Genomic DNA, 19428 nt, shown 5'->3' on the forward strand with positions numbered 1-19428 from the left:
CCGTTCGCCGCCACTCAACGCTTTGCCCCACCCCATTTGCGCTGCACCTTGCCGTAACGCGTCTTGCGCGTGCCTGGCTTGCCCTCGTTGCTGCGGCCCATCACCGGCGCGCGGCGCAGTTCGTGCGGCAGGCCAAGCTCTTCCGCCTCGAGGCTGCGGATCTCGTCGCGCAGGCGGCCGGCTTCCTCGAATTCGAGGTTGGCGGCGGCATCGCGCATCTTCTTTTCGAGTTCCTCGATATAGGCGCGCAGATTGTGGCCGACCATGTGCGCCGGGCCGTCCTCGATCTCGACCGTAACCTGATCCTTGCTCGCCACATGCGCGATGATGTCGCCGATGTTGCGCTTGATCGTGGTCGGGGTGATGCCGTGTTCGAGGTTGTAGGCCTCCTGCTTTTCGCGGCGTCGGCCGGTCTCGTTGAGTGCGCGCTCCATGCTGCCGGTGACGCGGTCGGCATAGAGGATCACGCGGCCCTCGACGTTGCGCGCGGCGCGTCCGATCGTCTGGATCAGCGAGGTCTCGGAACGCAGGAATCCCTCCTTGTCGGCGTCGAGGATCGCGACGAGTCCGCATTCGGGGATGTCGAGCCCTTCGCGCAGCAGGTTGATGCCGATGAGCACGTCATAGACGCCCAGGCGCAGGTCGCGGATCAGCTCGATCCGCTCGAGCGTCTCGACGTCGCTGTGCATGTAGCGGACCTTGATCCCGGCCTCGTGCATATATTCGGTCAAGTCTTCGGCCATGCGCTTGGTCAGCGTGGTGACGAGCGTGCGATAGCCCATCTCGGCGGTCTTGCGGCATTCGACGATCAGATCCTGCACCTGCTCCTCGACCGGCTTGATCTCGACCGGCGGGTCGATCAGGCCGGTGGGGCGGATGACCTGTTCGCTGAACACGCCGCCGGTCTGCTCCATTTCCCAGCCGCCCGGCGTCGCCGAGACGCTAACCGTCTGCGGCCGCATCGCGTCCCATTCGTTGAAGCGCAGCGGGCGGTTGTCGATGCAGCTCGGCAGGCGGAAGCCGTACTCGGCGAGCGTGATCTTGCGGCGGTGATCGCCGCGCGCCATCGCACCGATCTGCGGCACGGTCTGGTGACTCTCGTCGACGAACAGCAAGGCGTTTTCGGGCAGATATTCGAACAGGGTCGGCGGCGGCTCGCCGGGCAGGCGGCCGGTGAGGAAGCGGCTGTAATTCTCGATCCCCGCGCAGCTGCCGGTGGCGGCGATCATCTCGAGATCGAAATTGGTGCGCTGTTCGAGCCGCTGCGCCTCGAGCAATTTGCCTTCGATGTGCAGTTCCTTGAGCCGCTCGGCGAGCTCGTGCTTGATCGCCTCCATCGCCTGTTTGAGTGTCGGGCCAGGCGTGACGTGGTGCGAGTTGGCATAGACGCGGATCGTGTCGAGACTGGCGACCTTGGCGCCGGTCAGCGGATCGAACTCGGTGATCTCCTCGATATCGTCGCCGAAGAAGCTGATCCGCCAGGCGGTGTCGTCATAGTGCGACGGGAAGATTTCGAGACTGTCGCCGCGCACGCGGAAATTGCCGCGGTTGAACGCCGCGTCGTTGCGCTTGTACTGGAGCGCGACAAGCTTGCGGATGATCTCGCGCTGGTCGGCGACCTGGCCCTTCTTCAAGTCGAAGATCATCGCCGAATAGGTCTCGACCGAACCGATGCCGTAGATGCACGAGACCGAGGCGACGATGATCACGTCGTCGCGTTCGAGCAGCGAGCGGGTGGCCGAATGGCGCATCCGGTCGATCGCCTCGTTCACCGAGCTTTCCTTCTCGATGTACGTGTCCGACCGCGGCACATAGGCCTCGGGCTGGTAATAGTCGTAATAGCTGACGAAATATTCGACGGCGTTCTCGGGGAAGAACGACTTGAACTCGCCATAGAGCTGCGCGGCAAGGATCTTGTTGGGGGCGAGGATCAACGCCGGACGCTGAAGCGCCTCGATCACCTTGGCCATGGTGAAGGTCTTGCCCGAGCCGGTGACGCCGAGCAGCACCTGATCGCGCTCGCCGGCCAACGCCGCCTCGGTCAGCTCGGCGATCGCGGTCGGCTGGTCGCCGGACGGGGTATATTCGCTGACCAGCTTGAACGCGCGGCCGCCCTCGGATTTCGGGGGGCGCTGCGGACGGTGCGGGACGAAGCTCTGGCCGGTTTCGGGCTCGTCGAGATTGGTGCGGATCTGAATGACCATGGCGGGGATATGGGGTCCGATCAGGTTGACACAATCAAGCGGTCTAACGCGCAAGTTGACGAAGTTGACACATTTGAGCGGGTGTCAGGCGTAAAGCGCCGCAATCGCGATGCGAAGCGCCGCTGACGTGACACCTGCGCGACACTCGCGCGCCGCGCCTGGACTCGCCCGTTCGAAAAGTCCCAAAGGTCACACCCTCTACGCGACCGGCCCGGACAGCCGCGGCGTCTGCGCGGGCGGATAAACCACACGCCGCTTGCCGGATTGCGCGCGCAGCGCGGCACGGCGGCGCTCGGGGTCTTCGACCGCGACATCAACCTCGTCGGGATAACGCATCTTCACCTCGAACTTGCCGCCCTTGATGACGCATTCGAGGACCGACCAGCGCATGTTCTTTTTCGCCGACTCGAGATACCATGCATCGAACAGAAGATCGGGCAGATCGGTCTCCCCTTCCTCCCAATCGAAATAGCGCACGACCTTGCCATCGCGCCGGAACACGCTGGACTCGACCCAGCCCTGCGTGATCTCGACATAGAGGAATGCACCTTCGGGATCTCCGGCGATGCGTGCGATTTCCGTCGCGATGCCGGACATCACCGGGCCGAGTGCAGCCAGCTTGTCCTTCGGCTTGCGCGCCGCTTTTCGCTTGGCGACATAGACGCGTTGCCAGCGCTCGTCAGACGAGGCGGTCGCGATGCCGAGCGACGGCGCAGCGGGCTTTTGGGGAGGGCTGGCGACGGCGGGGCCAGTGCCCAGAAAGATCAAGGCAATTGCTGCGACCGCCGGCTTCCAACCTATGTCATGTCTCCCCTCTACGGCCGCACGCGTCGCACGAAAGCCGGAACAAATAAAGAACAATTCATCTGTTGCATTCCACCTCCGGAACGGACAGCCATGCGACATACGAGAGGAGTCCGACCGATGCGCCACGCCGTTCTCATCCCCCTGACCGCCCTTGCGCTTACCGCCTGCGGCGACAACGAGGTCTCGCTAACCAACGCCTCGCCCGAGGAGGTCGCGAAGAAGGTCGATGCGGCGGGGGGCACGCGGTTCAAGCCCGGCAAGTGGGAGATGACGATCCAGACCGTGTCGGTCGACATCCCCGGCCTCGACGGCGAGATGAAAAAGCAGATGACCGAGATGATGCTGAAGAAGGTCCAGACCAGCACCAGCTGCATCACGAAGAAGCAGGCCGAGAGCCCGCCAGCCGAGGTCATCGCGCGCAGCCAGGGCCGCTGCAAATACGAGAATTTCCAGATGGACGGCGGCAAGATCGACGGCACGCTCGTCTGCCCCGCACAGGGCATGGGCGGGGCGATGAAGATGCGCGTCGCCGGCACGTTCGACGACGAGAGCTTCGCGATCGACAACGACATGGAAGCCACTTCGCCCAATGGCCCGGCGATGAAGATCAAGGCCAAGTCGAGCGGCAAGCGCATCGGCGATTGCACGGCGGAGGAAGAGAAGAAGGCCGACGCCGCGGTGAAGGCATGATTTGATCCGCTAACGCATCCGGCGCAGCCGAACCAAGAAGTCAAACCGGCCGGTACGCCACCCGCCACATCGCGACGGCGATCCCGGCCGCCACCGCCGCGAGCAGCGCGCTGGTGGCGAGCGCGCTGAGCCAGCGGAACAGGACGGTGTCGCTATCGCCCGGCAGGCCGAACAGCCCGAAACCCTGAGTCTGCCCGGCGACGAACAGGATCATCGCCAGCGCCGCGCCGAGCGCCCCGGCATGCCAGGCGCGGCGATAGCCGGCGATGTGCAGCGCCAGCCAGACCGGCGCGCCGACCGCGGCGATCGCAAGCGTGGTGAACAGCGCGCCCAATGCCGCTGCGGTCAGCCATTGCAGGGGATCGCGCTGCCCGCCGGCGATCACCAGCAGCAGCACGGCGAGGCTGCCCAGCCCTCCGCCCGTCGCCAGCGCCAAGCCGACGCGGTCGAGCGTGGTCTCGTAGCGGCACGGTGCGCGCGTCACTTCGTTCACTTGTGCCCTCCCCGTCCCCGGATCGATAGCATCGCGGCGGGATGTGGCTCAAGCGCGCGTGGTGGTTGATGCCTCCGGCGCGGAACGGTAGCGAGGGGGCATGGACAAGCTCCCCGTGCCTGAAGACCTGAGCCCGGCCGAGGCCGCCGCCGAGCTGGAAATGCTGGCGGCCGAGATCGCGCGCCACAACCGGCTCTATCACACCGACGACGCGCCCGAGATCAGCGATGCCGAATATGACGCGCTGATGCGGCGCAACGCGGCGATCGAGGCGGCGTTTCCAGAGCTGGTCCGCGCGGATTCACCCTCGCGGCAGGTTGGTGCGGCGCCTGCGGGACATCTCGCCAAGGTGCCGCATGCGCGACCGATGCTGAGCCTCGACAATGCGTTCGATGACGCCGAGGTGGCCGAGTTCGTCGCGCGCGTGCGGCGGTTCCTGGCGCTGGGCGAGAGCGAGCCGGTGGCGCTGACCGCCGAGCCAAAGATCGACGGGCTGTCCTGCTCGCTGCGCTACGAGAAGCGCCGCCTCGTGCTGGCGGCGACGCGTGGCGACGGGCAGGTCGGCGAGAATGTCACCGCGAATGTGCTGACGATTCCCGACATCCCGACCGAACTGCCCGCCGATGCCCCGGACGTGTTCGAGGTGCGCGGCGAAGTCTACATGGCGAAGAACGATTTCCTCGCGCTCAATGCGCGGCTGCTGGCCGAGGCCGAAGCGGCGGGCAAGGAAGCGCGGCAATTCGCCAATCCGCGCAATGCCGCTGCCGGATCGCTGCGGCAGAAGGATGCAGGCGTGACCGCCTCGCGCCCGCTGCGCTTCCTGGCGCATGGCTGGGGTGAGACGGCGGCACTGCCGGGCGAGACGCAGTATGAGGTGATGAAGGCGATCGCGGGCTGGGGCTTTCCGGTCCATCCGCTGTTCGTCCATTGCGGTCAGGTCGAGCCCGCGCTGGCGCAATATCGCGCGATCGAGGCGCAACGCGCCGATCTGCCGTTCGATATCGATGGCGTGGTCTACAAGGTCGATCGGCTCGACTGGCAGGCGCGGCTGGGGTTCGTCGGGCGTGCGCCGCGCTGGGCGATCGCGCACAAATTCCCCGCCGAGCGCGCCGAGACGACGCTGCGCGGCATCGATATTCAGGTCGGGCGCACCGGCAAGCTGACGCCGGTCGCGCGGCTCGAGCCGGTGACGGTCGGCGGCGTCACCGTCACCAACGCGACGCTGCACAATGCCGACGAGATCGCGCGGCTGGGCGTGCGGCCGGGCGACCGGGTGGTGGTGCAGCGCGCGGGCGACGTGATCCCGCAGATCGTCGAGAACCTGACGCGGGATGCCGGTCGGGACGACTATGTGTTTCCGACGCACTGCCCGATCTGCCAATCCGAGGCGACACGCGAAGAAGGCGAAGTCGATTATCGCTGCACCGGCGGACTGATCTGTCCGGCGCAGCGGCTGGAGCGGCTGCGGCATTTCGTCAGCCGCGGCGCGCTCGACATCGAGGGGCTGGGCGAGAAGACGATCGTCGAGTTCCTCGAGATCGGCTGGATCGCGGAGCCGGCCGACATCTTCCGGCTCGCCGCGCATCGCGACGAACTGCTCGGGCGCGAGGGGTGGAAGGACAAATCGGTCGACAATCTGCTCGCCGCGATCGAGGCGAAACGGTCGCCCGACGCCGCGCGGCTGCTGTTCGGGCTCGGCATCCGCCATGTCGGCATCGTGACGGCGCGCGACCTGCTCAAACGCTACGCGACATTGCCCGCGCTGCAGGCGCTCGCCGATGAACTGATCGCGTTGCGCGAGGCGACGCCGCCGGCGCTGGGCGAGACCGAGGCGAAGCACCGCACCCGGCTCGACAAGGCAATCGCCGAGGCGATCGGGGTGGAGAATGTCGGCGCGGCGGTCGGCCATGCGCTCGCCGACTTCTTCCACGAGCCGCACAACCGCGCGGTGTGGAACGATCTGCTCGCCGAGGTCAGCCCGCCCGACTTCGTGGTCGAGACGCGCGACTCGCAGGTCAGCGGCAAGACGGTCGTGTTCACCGGCAAGCTCGAGACGCTGAGCCGCGACGAGGCCAAGGCGCAGGCCGAATCGCTCGGCGCCCGAGTCGCGGGTTCGGTGTCGGCGAAAACCGACCTACTGGTCGCCGGAAGCGACGCCGGATCGAAAGCGCGCAAGGCCGCCGAGCTTGGAATCCGCGTGGTCAGCGAAGCGGAATGGGCGGAAATCGTAGCGTCAGCGCAATAGTTGCAGGTGATGCCTTTTTGCAACGCAGCAAAAGAATCTTGAATGACTATGAGGCGGCGATTTCCTCCGTCACTTTCACGACATAAATGCCGCTAAAGGGGCCGCAGCACCGGCGTGGCGCCGGCCAAAATCATGCCCATGGGGGACACCAATGCGTTCGAAACTGCTCACCAGTGTGGCCTTTGCCGCGGTCATGCTGCCGGCCTCGGCTTATGCCCAGTCGACCGGCTCGACGGATGTCGAAGAGATCGTCGTCACCGGTTCAGTCGGCCCCGCCGACACCAACGGCATCCAACTGCCTGAAACGCCGAAGGCGAAGGCTGTGATCACGCAGGAGCTGATCGAGCGCCGCACGCCCGGCCAGACCGTGTTCGACACGATCAACCTGATCCCCAGCGTCAGCTTCACGAATGCCGACGCCTATGGCGCTTCTGGCGGTAACATCCGTATCCGCGGCTTTGATGGCGCTCGCATCTCTGCGACGTTCGACGGCCTGCCGACCAATGACTCAGGCAATTATGCGCTGTATCCGTCGCAGGTACTCGACGCCGAGCTGATCGAGCAGGTCAATGTCAACTTCGGCGCCACCGACGTCGACTCGCCGACCGCCAGCGCCGCCGGCGGCACCGTCAACTATCGTTCGCTGATGCCGAAGGACGAGTTGGGCGCTGCCGCCGCCTATTCGCACGGCACCAACGACATGAACCGCGCGTTTGGCGTGATCCACACCGGCGAGGTCGGTCCGTGGGGGACGAAGGCGTGGGTTGCAGCGAGCACGCAGAGCTATGACCAGTTCCGTGGTCCGGGCAAGATCAAGCGCTGGCAGCTCAACGGCAAGATCTATCAGCCGCTCGGGGGCAACGATTTCATCTCGGTTGCGGGCCACTACAACCGCGCTCGCAACAGCTTCTACAACAATCCGTCGCTCGCCAATATCCGCACCATCGTCGGTACAAGCGTGATCCCGACCACCGGCACGGTGGCCAACCCGATCGTTGTCGATCTTACCGATGCGCAGTGGGATGCTGTGTTCAACGATCAATCGACGGCGTTCCGCTCGGTGCCCAGCTGCGTGCTGCCTTCGGCCAATGTACCGGCGGGCAATGGCACGGTGCAGGACGACCGCACGAACGCGCTGTGCGGCAGCCTCGCCACCACCGCGATCAACCCTTCGAACACCGGTAACGCCCGCTTCAACTCGCGCTTCTCGCTGAGCGACAAGCTGACGCTGACCATCGACGGCGGCTATCAGTACACCAAGGCGACCGGCGGCGGCTCGACCGTTCTGTCCGAACGCAATGCCGGCGCGTTCGGTATCGCACCCTCGTCGCAGACCAGCGGCCTGATCAACTATCAGTACAATCGCGTCGGCGCGGGTATCGCGGCGGGCGCCGATCTCAACGGCGACGGCGATGCGGTCGACTATGTCCGCCTCTACACGCCGTCCATCACGCGCACCGCGCGCCTGACGGCGATCGTCGGCCTGCGTTACGACATCAGCGACGAGCACCTCGTCCGTCTCGCCTACACGTGGGACCGCGCCCGTCACCGCCAGACCGGCGAGGCGAGCAACCTCCAAGGGACCGGTCAGCCCTTCAATCCGTTCGGCGCCGTGTATGGCGAGGACTATGAGGTCACCGACGCGGCAGGCAACGTGCTTATGAAGCGCAACCGCCTGTCCTATGCGATCCTGCATCAGATTTCGGGCGAATATCGCGGCAAGTTCTTCGACGAGGCATTGAACGTGGCGATCGGCGTGCGCGCGCCGTTCTTCCGCCGTAACCTCAACAATTATTGTTACACTATCCCCAGCAACTCGAGCGAAGCATATTGCACGGGCGAGACCGCTGCGCAGGTCGCGGCGAATGCGACCACGGCGACTTATGGCGCGCCGTACCAGAACCGCATCAAGTCCTATAAGGCAGTACTGCCGAATATCGGTCTCACCTATCACTTCGCGCCGAAGGTCAGCGCGTTCGCCAGCTATTCCAAGGGTTTCTCGGCACCGCGCACCGAGAATCTCTATGGCTTCGACGATGTGAAGATCAATCCGTCGATCGACGTGCTGCCGGAGAAGACCGACTCTTATGATCTCGGCCTGCGCTACACTTCGGGCATGATCCAGGCGCAGCTGGCGGGTTGGTACATCAAGTACAACAACCGCATCATCACCACGATCATCGAGCTGGAGGGCGGCGCCGGCAACATCAACGCCGACCGCAACGTCGGTGAGGTGCAGACCAAGGGCGTCGATTTCAGCCTCGGCGTCCAGCCGGTCCGCGGCGTGTCGCTCTATGGCTTCGTGTCGTACACCGACTCCGAGCTGAAGGAGAATGCGGGCGGTCTGCTCACCGCAGGCAAGTTCGTGGTCGAGACCCCGGAATGGCAGTTCGGTGGCCGCGCGCAGCTGTCGTTCGATCCCGTGTCGGTCGGCGTTCAGGCCAAGCACACCGGCGACCGTTTCGTGACCGATGTCAACGACATCGTGTCAAAGGGTTATACGGTGGTCGATCTCGACGCCCGCCTGAGCCTGAGCTTTGCCGGCCTGAGGAAGACGTACCTGCAGGTGAACGTGAGCAACCTGTTGAACGAAAAGTATTTCGGCAACCTCACCACGGCCGGGTCGGTGACCTCGGGCACGCCCCGCTTCACCTTCGGCGCGCCGCGCACGGTCATCGGGTCGATCCGCTTCGAGTTCTGATCGAACGCCGATCGGCGACAAACAGCCGCCGCTCCAGCGATGGAGCGGCGGTTTTCTTTTGTGCGCCGCAGATCAGCGCGCGGTGCAGCCAGACGACCCGGCCGGTCACATCGATCGCCGCGGCCGGGGCAAGCTGGACGGGAAAAGCCGGATCGTCGCTGACGATCTCGGGTCCCCGACCCGCCGCCGCCGCTCGACCGTCAACAGCCCGTCGCGGCGGAACACAAAGATGCCCGGGCGCGGTCCCAGCGATCGGCGCGCGCGATCGACCAGAATCTCGTCGCCGTCGAACAGGCCCGGCTCCATAGACGCGCCTTCGACGCGGATGGTGGAGGCCATGTCGGCACGCACCCCCAGCCGGCGCAACAGGCCGGGATCAAGCAGCATCTGGCTGCGCCATTCCTGTTCCACCGCTCGGCCCGGTCCGGCCGATGCGCCGGCATCAACGCGCGCCACCGTCACCAGTCCTTCAGCCGCCGCGCGTCGAACGGGCGATGCCGTGGAAATCGAGATCGAAGCGTTGACGGTGGAGGAGCGTTAGCCGCGAACCGCCATGCGGCGCAGCGATTCGAGTGCCGATTCGAGGCCCTGCGTTTCGGGCATCGGTTCGGAATCGGCGGGCAGGGCGCGCCGCGCGATGCCGCGTTCGAGCCGGTCGAGCAGCGAATGGACGGTTGCCACGGTCTCGGGGCCGGTGATCGGCGCGGTCGCGGGCTCGGCCGGCGGAGACACGGCCAGCGAGAGATCGAAGGTTTCGAACCGCTCGCCCTGGGCATAGACAGGCGCACGCGGCTGCGAACGGAGCAGCGGGGCGACCGGCCGCGGTGCTTCGAGCGGCGCATCGGGCAGCGCGCCCGGATCGAACACCGCGAGCGGCAGGTCGAGATCGGCCGGCAGCGGCTGGACCGGCGGCGGCGGCGGTGCGTCGGCGCGAATCGGCAGGGCGATCGGCTCGGCTTCGGGCTGGAAATCGGATTCGATCGGCGACTCTGCGGTGGGTGCCGGGGCGCCCATCGCGATCACCGGTTCCGGGGGCAATTCGAGCACGTCGAGGTCGAACGGCTCGAGCTCGAGTTCGAGTTCATCGGCCTCGACCGCCGGCTCGAAGCCGAGATCGCGGCCCGCGCGCAGCGGTTCGCGCGGTGGCGCATCGGGATGCGCGTCGGCGCGGCGCACGACGGGACCGCGTTTTGCCAATTCGACGCGAAGCTGAGGCAGGCCGGTGAGCAAGGTGAGCCCTGCCCAGGCGAGCAATGCGACGCCGCCGCCGGCAAATGCCGCGAGGCAAATGCGCGCAGTCGTGCCCAGCGGCGGTTCCGCCGCGGGCATGAAGGCGGCAATCCCGCCGGTCAGCACCGCGCTCTCGAACAGCGCGCCCGGCACGAGCAGCGCGCCCAAGGCGGCGATCACACCCACTGCGCCGGCCACGGCCAGCACGAGATTGGGCGTCAAACGTTGAACGAGGCTGTACGCGACCATTTCTTGTTCCCCCCAAGCGCGTCGATCAGCGCGTGGTAAACAGGTTCATAGCGAGCAATGTTTGACGACCAGTTACGCTCGGTCTCGACGAATGCGCGGCCGCGTTCGCGCTGGGCGTCCCAGCCGGTGCGGTTCTCGAACACGTTGGCGACGGCGCGGGCGAGCGCGGCGGGATCGTCGGGCGCGAACAGCGTGCCGGTCTCGCCGTCGCGAATCAGCTCGCGATGGCCGCCGACATTGGAGGCCGCGACCAGCCGCCGCTGCGCCATCGCCTCGATCGGCTTCAATGGCGTAACGAGATCAGTCAGCCGCATGTGCTTACGCGGATAGACCAGCAGGTCGATCACCGAATAATAGCGCTCGACCTGTTCGTGCGGCACGCGGCCGACGAAGTGGATCGCGTTGGCCGCCGAGGACGCCCAGGCCTGCGCGCGCAGGCGCTCCTCCATCGGCCCGCCGCCGACCATCACCAGCCGCGCTTTGGGATTGGTGGCGAGCAAAGCGGGCATCGCCGCGATCAGATCGTCGAGGCCTTCATAATCGTAGAAGCTGCCTATAAAGCCGATGGTGTCGGCGCCATCGAGGCCGAGTTGCGCCGAAATCTCCGCGTCGCGCGGTGCGGGCTCGCCGAACAGATGCAGGTCGACGCCATTGGGCGAGACCATGATCTTGCCCGCATCGATGCCGCGCGCGATCAGGTCGCGCTTGAGCCCGTCGCAGATCACCGCGACCGCGTCGGCGCGCCTGGCGGCGAAGGTCTCGAGCGCGCGGGTCAGGCGGTATTTCCACGAGCCTTCGCGGCCGGTGCCGTTGCCGACCGCGGCATCCTCCCAGAAGGCGCGGATCTCGTAGAGCAACGGGATGACGTGCTTCCGCGACGCATGCATCGCGGCGAGCGGGTCGATCACCGGCGAGTGCGCATGGAGGATGTCGGGACGGAAGCGCTGAACGACCTGGTCGATTCGCCGGGCAAAGGCTGCGATCTCCGCCCCCTCCCCAACCAGCGGCGGCAGGCGGCGCATCTGGCGCGTGCGGTGGAAGTCGATCCCGTCGAGCGTCTCGAACGGCGAATCGCCGGTGTGGTAACGCGGGCCGGTGACGCCGGCGACGGTCCAGCCGCGCTCGATCTGCGCCTTGAGGATCGCGCGCGTGCGAAAGGTATAGCCGCTGTGCAGCGGGAGCGAGTGATCAAGGACGTGCAGGATGCGCATGACGCGCTTTTACTGGCACGACAGCACTTAACGGCCCGTCAACTGGAACCCCACGTTTTCCGCGCCTTTCAGCACCGGTTTTCCAGAAGTTTTCCCGTTCACGCTTTGCCCCCCTCGAATTTGAGGATGGCTGACTGCGCCAATTTGCGGGTCGAGCGGCGCTTTGCGTAATGCTCGACCATCTGCAGCGACTGGCCCGTGACGGCCGCTGTTTCAGCCGCGCTGCACCCCAGCTCGAGCATTGCGTTCACCGCATTCTTGCGGAGGCCGTGGGGCACAACTTCATAGCCAAGCTTGCCGGCGAAGCGCTGCAGCCGCTCCCGCACCGTGTCCGGGCGCAGAGCGCGACTTCGATCATCGGCGATGATCGTCAGCGCCCTTCGCGGGTGCCGCGCTAGCTCGGCTGCAAGTTCGCGATGCAGCGGGATTTCCAACTCCTTCCTCGTCTTCTGCTGCTTGATCGACAACACGCCTTCACGCACGTCGCTCCAGCGGATCGCGCAGACGTCGCCGATCCGCTGCGCCGTGTAGTAGAGCAGCGCTACCGGGAGGCGGACGGAAGCATCATCGGCCGCTAGAGCGGCCTCCAACAGGGCTTCCGGCCACGGGGGATAATCCTCGGAGTCGAACAGGGGAATGCCCTTGCACGGGTCGATATCGAGATGCTGGCGATCGCGCGCCCATTTGTAGAGCGCACGCGTCGTGCGCAGCATCCCGTTCGCTGCACCAGGTGTGAGCGCCATCTTGTCACGCAGGGTCAGAATGTCGCGGCGCTCGACCATGTGCGCTGGCGCGGATCCGTTGACCGGACTGCGCAGCTCGGCCGAGACGCGCGCGAGGTAAATCGAATAAGTCTGGCGGGTGGACGCTGCGAGCCCGCGATACTCGGCGCTGCGCTCGTATAGGTCGATCAGGCGCTCAACCGTCAGTTGTGCGGCGACGTTGGCACGGCGGGTTCGCCCCGCCAACAGCGCTGCATATGCATCGCCAAAGCCCGCGTCGCCGATCGGCGGAAGCCGCTTGTAGATTGGCCTCCCATCCGCCTTCTTCGCGCCAGTGTCGAAATATACATAGCGATGCCCTTTCGCCTTCACGACTTTGACGAACGGGAGAGTCTTAGTTTTCCGCATACAATTTGCTTCCCGCGCGCCAGTCGGGGACCGATCCGCCCGCGAGGCGCTCTAAGGCTTCATCGAGCGCGCGCCGATGCCATCGCTCGCCGCGCCCCAGCTGCACCGGCACCGGCAGGCGCCCGCTCGCCACTTCGCCCTCGAACTCCCCCGGCGTCATGTCGCAGTAGCGCGCGGCCGTGGCGCGCTGCATCATCCCCGGCCAGTCTGGTGCCGTGCTGCGCGACATGTCAGGCCGCCGCTTCTTCCGCGGCAGTCAAGCTGCTCTGGTAGGCGCTCCACAGATCGCGCAGATTCACATGAGCACCGCCGATCGTTTCACCGGTCAGGCCGTTGGGCGATCCGAACCATTCCGCCCCTTCCGCTGTAAGACGGATACCGCATTGACCGGTAATCACGTTGCCGTCGGGTGCATCGCCGGAGATCACCCGAATGTCACCCCATGAGGCGTTGACGGCCTCACCAGCCATCACCGGCTCCACGCCAAGGGAGCGGAGCTTAGCGAACGCGAGCATGCCCAACAGGTGCGCAGGCTGATAGCGATCTTGCGCAGTGACCCCCTCGATGCCGCGCTCAATAAACGGAAGCTGCCCGCGCGAGCGCAGAGTGTTAAACGTGCCTCGCGATATATCCGCCGCGCCCAGCATATCCTGCAATTTCATCGGAACCTCCAAAATGTCTTCAAGCTCGGATATTTCACAAAGCAACAAGCGTTGCAAGAATGAATCGGCTTGAAGACATTTTGGTGCAGCGAAAGCGCGTATTATCCTTCTGATTTGCCACCGCGCTCGCCCAGGACGAGCCAACCGTTGCTGGTCCGATTGCCGAGCGTCTTTACGATCCGATGGATGTGGCGATGGTTCCGCCACCTCCCAGCCACGCGCATAAATCGCCGCCCAGCCTCTTCCAACTCACCCGCAACATTCGGCGAGGCTTTGGCCCAACGCCGCGTCATCCCGCCGATTTCCAGTCGACCTTGCGGATCGATCATCAACCGGAACCCAGCTTGGATGAAGGCGCGAGTCGCTGCTGTAGTTTCACGAGGATCAGCGGCGCGATTGTCACTAATGGCCCCCTCCCGCTCCAGATATGCCATCACTCCGGCACGCATGATGGAGTCGTCCATATGATCCATCAGAGCGCGGACACGGCGGCTACGCTCCCGATCTTGCGAGTCGGCGGGCACACTGGAGTAGAGCGCACGCCGACCATGAGCGTTCACTTCGACCATGGCGCTACACCCGATGTCGCGAACTTCCGCGAACCATTCAGCCGCATACGTATCGGGGCGCATCAAAGCGACGCGATCCAGAGCGTCGAGCGCGTGCTCCAGCGTCCGTCCGCTGGAAAGGTCCGGAAGACCACTCGCATAGCGATCCTCGAACATCAGCTCGTGAGCACCCCGTTCGATCACAGGGATAGCAGCGATCTGCCGGAGGCGACGCGGGGCAATGGCGATATGCATGTTCATGGTTGAGCTCCCTTGGATGTGAGGGGATGGGGCGACGCCGTCGCCATGCTCCCCAACATCGTCAGGCAACGGAAGTTCGCTCGGATCATCTCCCTCGCGCGGGATCTTCTCAATTATCATGACTCGTCTCTCTAGCTTGGCTTTCCACAGCCATGACCGCTGCGGGCGGTCGCCGGGGGTTGGAAACCTGCTAGAGACAGGTCGGCGGCTTTTAAGCTTGCGCTCTGGACATGACGCACCGCCCCCGGCTAAAGAGCCGAAGTCGGTCGCGCCGCCAAGCGCACCGCACGCGAGCCGCCAAGCTCGCAATTCGACGGCTCCGCGCCAACGGGCCGCCGCTCTAGTCCGGGTTTCCACACCCACGGGCACAGTGACTGTTTTCAAATTCAAGCGCAAGCATCTCCACGCAAATGGGGATCGCTTCCGCGCGTCTGGACTCCTTTGCATTTTCCGCGCAGCCTGAGCGTTTCCGGACAGGGGACACGCATTGGGCAGCTTCGACGATTTCACAAACCAGCTTGGCGCAGACCACGAGGCCAAGCTTGCGGAGCACAGGGCGCAGAAGGCACGCGAGCGCAGCGAGCTCGAGCGGGTGTGGGATGCCGAAATAGCAATGATAGAGGCAGACGCGACGCCGCTGATTGAGGAAGCACGCCGCGCGTGCCAGGCACGGGGTCTCCGCCCAGCCGTAAACAGAACCTGGGAGCCCCACCGCTTCACCAACCCATCAGTAGAATTTCAGTTGTTTGGGCCGAAAGAGCGACCGCACGATGCGAGTAGCTATGAGATTGAGGCGAACAAGGCGCTCGTCCGGGTCGAAGACGGGAAATTACGTGCTTCCGTGTCCAAGCGTGCGTTAAACAGCACGATTGGGGCGGATTACGTAGGCTACGGCATCGACGGCGTTCGAGAGGCGCTTAGGCTCGTCATCGCTTCGTATTTTGACGAGATTGATCCAAGCAGACAGTGACGAATATAGCGCTGGGCCGGTCGATGGCCGCTTAGGCGGCGAATAGCCGGTTTTCGTTCATGAAGCTGGCACCGCTACCGCCCATCGCCGCCCTGATCTGCGCGAGGATGCGGTTCGTCTCGGCATTTTGCTGCGTGACGAGCTCCAACATATCGGCACTCGCCTGCTGCGCCGTCGCGCCGGCCTTCACCCACGGATCGCTTTCAACGCGGATCGGCTTGGCGTTGTCGATGTCGCTGATCGCCTTACTGGTCAGGTTCTGCACCTTGCCCATCGCATCGAAGAAGGCCCCCGTCGACCCGAACAACTCGCGCTGCAGGTCGAGCCATGTCTGCGCGGCTTCGGTGAACTTGCCTTGGTCGACTCGCTCACCGCGCAAAATTGCTTCTTCGAACGGCTTGAACGCATCGGCGGCCATGCGCTCCTGATCACGCGTCGAGTAGGGCGACGCGCTCCCGTAGTTTAGTCCGGCGAGGAACGACTTGAAATCGGCTGATGCTTCGCGCGCGCTAGCCTTGGTCTGATCCAGCTCCAACTTATAGAGCTTTTGCGCGTTCGCCATTTCCTCCGCGCTCGCGCCACCTTCCTTCATCGCGGCGATCGTCTTTTCCCAGCTCTTGTTGAACGTATCGACGGCATAGCCGACCGGGTCGAGGATCGCCTGCAGTCGCTTCGGCACGTCCTCGATCAGCAAAGCCTTGGTGATTGCTGACGCGACGTCATCGCCGCCGGCCTTGATGATGTTCTTTGAGGCTTGGCTGATGCCATCCAGCGCCGCGTTCGTGAACGCGTATTGGATGGCATACTGAATGGCTTCCTGCTCGCCGCCTTCGCCGAAATCCTTGATCAGGCCAGCTTTACCAGCGGCGCTCTTAGCGTGCAGCGGATCGGAGGTATTGGTTAGCGCGACGCGCGCCTTGCCGTCCCACGTGCCGATCGTCACGCCGGGGATCCCGCTGATGGTGGCGCCGAGCTGCTCGGCTAGGCGATTGATGCCTTCTGCGACCGATCCCGCCCCGCCAGCGGCCGCCTTGATCTGGCTCGCCCCCTTGCCGACGCCTTCCCCGCCAGAAACGATACCCTTGTTGAGGTAGAGAGACGCGCTGCCCCATTTTGGCGAGGTGAACAGGCCCATCACCATCGGCAGCACCGCCGCCGCGATTGCCGCATAGGGCAGCGCCGAACTGATTGCGCCACCGATCCCTCCAAGGCCGCCGAGCAGGCCGCCCGCCTTTGCTGCGCCGGCCCCGGCATGTGTGATGTCGACAAGTCCGCCCGCGCCATGCGCGTTTGCACTTTTCTTCCCTCCCAACGCGCTCAACAGCCCCCCAAGCAGCCCACCGCCGCCCACGCCGCTCTGCGCGCCCATGTCCGATAGGATGTTGCCCATCGACGGCGTTTTGCCAGTGGTCAGCAGCGCGATCGTCCAGCGCGCGGTAAGCTCGCTGATCACGTCGAGCATCTCATCCTTGAAATTCTCGACGATGCTGCCCGTGCCGTTCTGGAATGCGTCGCGATACAGATCGGCCAGTGACATGATCCGGTCGCGCTCCGACTCCGCGCGCTCGCGCATGGTCTTTTCATTATCGTTGGCGGCTTTTTCGGCGGCCTGCTTATCGGCCCTTCCACGATCGTTGCCTTTACCTTCGGACGTGGCGATGCGCGCCCTGGCGCGGGCGATTTCTATATCGAGCGTTTTCTGTTCCGCCGCAGTCTCTGCCAGCGCACGGGCGGTCTCCAGCTGGGCAAGCATCGAACGGTTTGCATCGTCAAGCGCCTGCCGCTGATCCTCGGTCAGATTGGTGAGATCGCCGGCCTCCTCCCGCAACTTAGCATAAATGTCGGCTTGCGACCGCAGCACAATCGCCGCACTCAGCAGATCGGTATTGATCTCTTGCTGTTCTTTGCGCTGCGCTGGAGTCAGCTCCGCCATCCGATCCGCGTGCTCGCGCTCGATACGCGCAATGTCCATCTCGGCCGCCATCTGCTCGTCGAGCCCGCGAACCTTCATCCCCATGAAGCGCAAGCTCTCGACGTCGACGTCGAGCTGCCGCTGCGATGCCATCATGATGCGGTCGCGCTGCTCGGCTTCTTTTTTGCGTAGATTGTCCAGTTCACGCGCAGCATCGGCGGCGGCCTTGTCCCCCGCGCCCTCGCGCGCGCTGGCGTGGCGGGGGTCGATCGGCCTTCCGCCCTTCCGGACTTCATAATGAAGGTGCGGTCCCGTGCTCGTGCCAGTGTTGCCCGTCAATGCCACACGTTCCCCTGCCCGGACTACTTGCCCCGGCTTTACCAGCGCCTTGGACAAGTGCCCGTAAGTGGCCTCGAGCTTATCGCCATAGTCAATCACGACGACGTTGCCATACCCCCGCATCGTGCCTGTCCGCACCACGACGCCAGATGCACCAGCACGGACGATCGTGCCGACCGGGACGGCATAGTCGATGCCAGCGTGATTTTCTGATGCGCCGTCTTTTGGCGGTTTGCGCCGGCCATACCCGGACGAAATGCGGTCACTGCCGAATGGAACGGAAATCCCGACCCTTTGCTCATGGGCGCTGCCGCCGTCGCGATCGAGGCGCTGCCGCTCTTGCTCCCGCTTGATGGCTTGCTGTTCCTGGCGCCCTATCTCAACCAAACGCGCAGTGAGCTTCTCTTTTACTTTGATGGTCCGCTCGGCCTCGACGCGCAAGTCGGCATAGGTGTCACGGATACGCACAAGAGGATCGAGCGCATGCTGCGCGCTGCGGCGCGCCTGGTCGACAACAGTCCCTTCGATCTGACGTTCTGCGCCAGTGATGCTTTCCGCGATCTGATTGGCAATGCCCTGCAGCTTTTGGACACGGGCTTCGAGCCGATCCACTTCACTCTGCTTTCCTGCGATACCCAATGCGGCCATCTCGCCGGCCTGCGTGGGGCGCTGCGCGGCGCGCTCCTGACGCTGTAATGCATCACGGGCGTCAGCCAACTGCTGCTTTGCTTGCAACAGATTGAGCGCAGTATCGTCGCGCGCGCCGGTAAGCGTGGCGATCTGCTGTTGCGCAGCTTGGCGGGCGAGTCGGATATTCTCTTCGAACGTCCGATTCTGCTGATCCAGTGCGGCAGTTTGCTTCTTGATCGTGTCGATGATCGCGGGAATCGTTTTTGCGTAGGCGGCCTTCGCCGCCTCCATCTGGCGCGTCTTCTGCTCGTTGTCCGCGAGCTTTTTTCCCTCATCCTCGATCGCGTTACCAGATTCGATCAGCTTGGGGATAAACATGCCGAGCAGCGTAACGCCGCCAAAGATAGCGGCCCCCCATGGCCCCGAAAGGATCGCAGCGGCCCGCCCTGCGATGCCACCAGCCCCCTGCATGACGAACGCCAGCTGCGAAAGCTGTTGCGATGCCGCGACGGCGATGTTGCCGCCGCCCTGCACTTGGATGAAGAAGTCCTGAAATTGCTGCGATGCTTGCACCGATCGCTGACCAGATGCGCCGGTGGCAGCATTCAGTTGGCGGTTCTTTGCGATCACGGCATCGGTGGCGCTTGCCGTTTGATTGAGTTCGGCCTGCAGCATATCTGCGAAGTGCGCTTGATGCCCCATTGCCCGCGCATGCGCCTCGGCAGCGTCCGCCGCCGCGCGCGCGCCCATGATATAGGCGCTGTCTCGCTCCGCCAGAACGCCCTTTTGCTTGGCGACACGCTCCGCTGCCTGCGCAACCTCGCGCAACGCTACGGCCTCGGCTTCCGCCGCCTGCGCGGCCATCCGCGCGCCGGCAGCATCAATATTTAGCGATCCCGAAGCCGTTCGCGGGGCAGCTGCGGCGCGCTTCCCGATATCCTCGATCAGCTTGGATGTTGCGTTAAAATCGCGTCGGACATCCGCGTTGGCAGACGCTACCGAGCTACGGAGGCCAGACATTGCCTTGTCCAGACCGCTCGTGAACTGCTCACCGCGAAGGGTCAGCCGGGTTACGATGTCGTTCGTGCGGGACATAGCAGTCACTCCGAATGTTGCCGACGGCGGTCACACGGGGCCATGACCTAA

The 19428-nt window shown here is 64.7% G+C and carries 15 protein-coding genes; 4 read left to right on the plus strand and 11 right to left on the minus strand.

Annotated elements, in window-relative coordinates:
* Positions 1–14: 14 nt before the first annotated feature.
* Together uvrB and M9978_RS09395 are read right to left on the minus strand one after the other, a co-directional pair.
* Entirely contained in the window at positions 15–2204 is a 2190-nt protein-coding gene (uvrB, locus tag M9978_RS09390; RefSeq protein ID WP_254292770.1) for an excinuclease ABC subunit UvrB, read from the minus strand.
* A gap of 198 nt (positions 2205–2402) precedes the next feature.
* Positions 2403–2972, minus strand: coding sequence for a hypothetical protein (locus M9978_RS09395; RefSeq protein ID WP_367305066.1), 570 nt, complete (start codon positions 2970–2972; stop codon positions 2403–2405).
* A gap of 156 nt (positions 2973–3128) precedes the next feature.
* Between M9978_RS09395 and M9978_RS09400 the strand changes: the two genes are divergently transcribed.
* On the plus strand, positions 3129–3701 hold the full coding sequence (locus M9978_RS09400; RefSeq protein WP_254292771.1) for a DUF3617 domain-containing protein: 573 nt from the start codon (positions 3129–3131) through the stop codon (positions 3699–3701).
* 40 nt (positions 3702–3741) lie between these two features.
* Here the strand turns inward: M9978_RS09400 and M9978_RS09405 are convergent, their stop codons facing one another.
* Entirely contained in the window at positions 3742–4194 is a 453-nt protein-coding gene (locus M9978_RS09405; protein ID WP_254292772.1) for a hypothetical protein, read from the minus strand.
* A gap of 100 nt (positions 4195–4294) precedes the next feature.
* Here M9978_RS09405 and ligA point away from each other — a divergent pair, with 100 nt between their 5' ends.
* Positions 4295–6439, plus strand: coding sequence for an NAD-dependent DNA ligase LigA (gene ligA, locus M9978_RS09410; RefSeq protein WP_254292773.1), 2145 nt, complete (start codon positions 4295–4297; stop codon positions 6437–6439).
* 151 nt (positions 6440–6590) lie between these two features.
* The gene (locus M9978_RS09415; RefSeq protein ID WP_254292774.1) at positions 6591–9140 is read left to right on the plus strand and encodes a TonB-dependent receptor; all 2550 of its coding nucleotides are present in this window, start codon (positions 6591–6593) and stop codon (positions 9138–9140) included.
* A gap of 105 nt (positions 9141–9245) precedes the next feature.
* Here M9978_RS09415 and M9978_RS09420 read toward each other — a convergent pair whose 3' ends face one another.
* From M9978_RS09420 to M9978_RS09450, 7 genes are all read right to left on the minus strand, one after another.
* Positions 9246–9596: a S24 family peptidase gene (locus tag M9978_RS09420; protein ID WP_254292775.1), complete on the minus strand. Its 351-nt coding sequence runs from the start codon at positions 9594–9596 to the stop codon at positions 9246–9248.
* A gap of 81 nt (positions 9597–9677) precedes the next feature.
* Positions 9678–10592, minus strand: a complete 915-nt coding sequence (locus tag M9978_RS09425) for a hypothetical protein (RefSeq protein ID WP_254292776.1) — start codon at positions 10590–10592, stop codon at positions 9678–9680.
* Positions 10589–11830 (minus strand): TIGR04063 family PEP-CTERM/XrtA system glycosyltransferase, encoded by a 1242-nt coding sequence (locus M9978_RS09430; RefSeq protein ID WP_254292777.1) that lies wholly within the window; start codon positions 11828–11830, stop codon positions 10589–10591. The genes M9978_RS09425 and M9978_RS09430 overlap by 4 nt, the downstream gene beginning before the upstream one ends.
* Before the next feature lie 98 nt (positions 11831–11928).
* Positions 11929–12924, minus strand: coding sequence for a site-specific integrase (locus tag M9978_RS23310; protein WP_254292778.1), 996 nt, complete (start codon positions 12922–12924; stop codon positions 11929–11931).
* 22 nt (positions 12925–12946) lie between these two features.
* Positions 12947–13189, minus strand: coding sequence for a hypothetical protein (locus tag M9978_RS09440; protein ID WP_254292779.1), 243 nt, complete (start codon positions 13187–13189; stop codon positions 12947–12949).
* A gap of 1 nt (position 13190) precedes the next feature.
* A complete protein-coding gene (locus M9978_RS09445) occupies positions 13191–13679 on the minus strand; it encodes a hypothetical protein (RefSeq protein WP_254292780.1) in 489 nt (162 codons plus the stop codon).
* A gap of 44 nt (positions 13680–13723) precedes the next feature.
* Positions 13724–14431, minus strand: a complete 708-nt coding sequence (locus M9978_RS09450) for a hypothetical protein (RefSeq protein WP_254292781.1) — start codon at positions 14429–14431, stop codon at positions 13724–13726.
* A 487-nt stretch (positions 14432–14918) separates the two neighbouring features.
* On the opposite strand from M9978_RS09450, the gene M9978_RS09455 reads away from it, so the two are divergent.
* On the plus strand, positions 14919–15401 hold the full coding sequence (locus M9978_RS09455; protein ID WP_254292782.1) for a hypothetical protein: 483 nt from the start codon (positions 14919–14921) through the stop codon (positions 15399–15401).
* Between the two features lie 31 nt (positions 15402–15432).
* On the opposite strand, the gene M9978_RS09460 is transcribed toward M9978_RS09455, so the two are convergent.
* Complete coding sequence (locus M9978_RS09460) at positions 15433–19377, minus strand: peptidoglycan DD-metalloendopeptidase family protein (RefSeq protein ID WP_254292783.1); 3945 nt, start codon at positions 19375–19377, stop codon at positions 15433–15435.
* Positions 19378–19428: the final 51 nt, after the last annotated feature.

It is taken from the genome of Sphingomonas tagetis, assembly GCF_024211275.1.
Classification (GTDB): domain Bacteria; phylum Pseudomonadota; class Alphaproteobacteria; order Sphingomonadales; family Sphingomonadaceae; genus Sphingomonas; species Sphingomonas tagetis.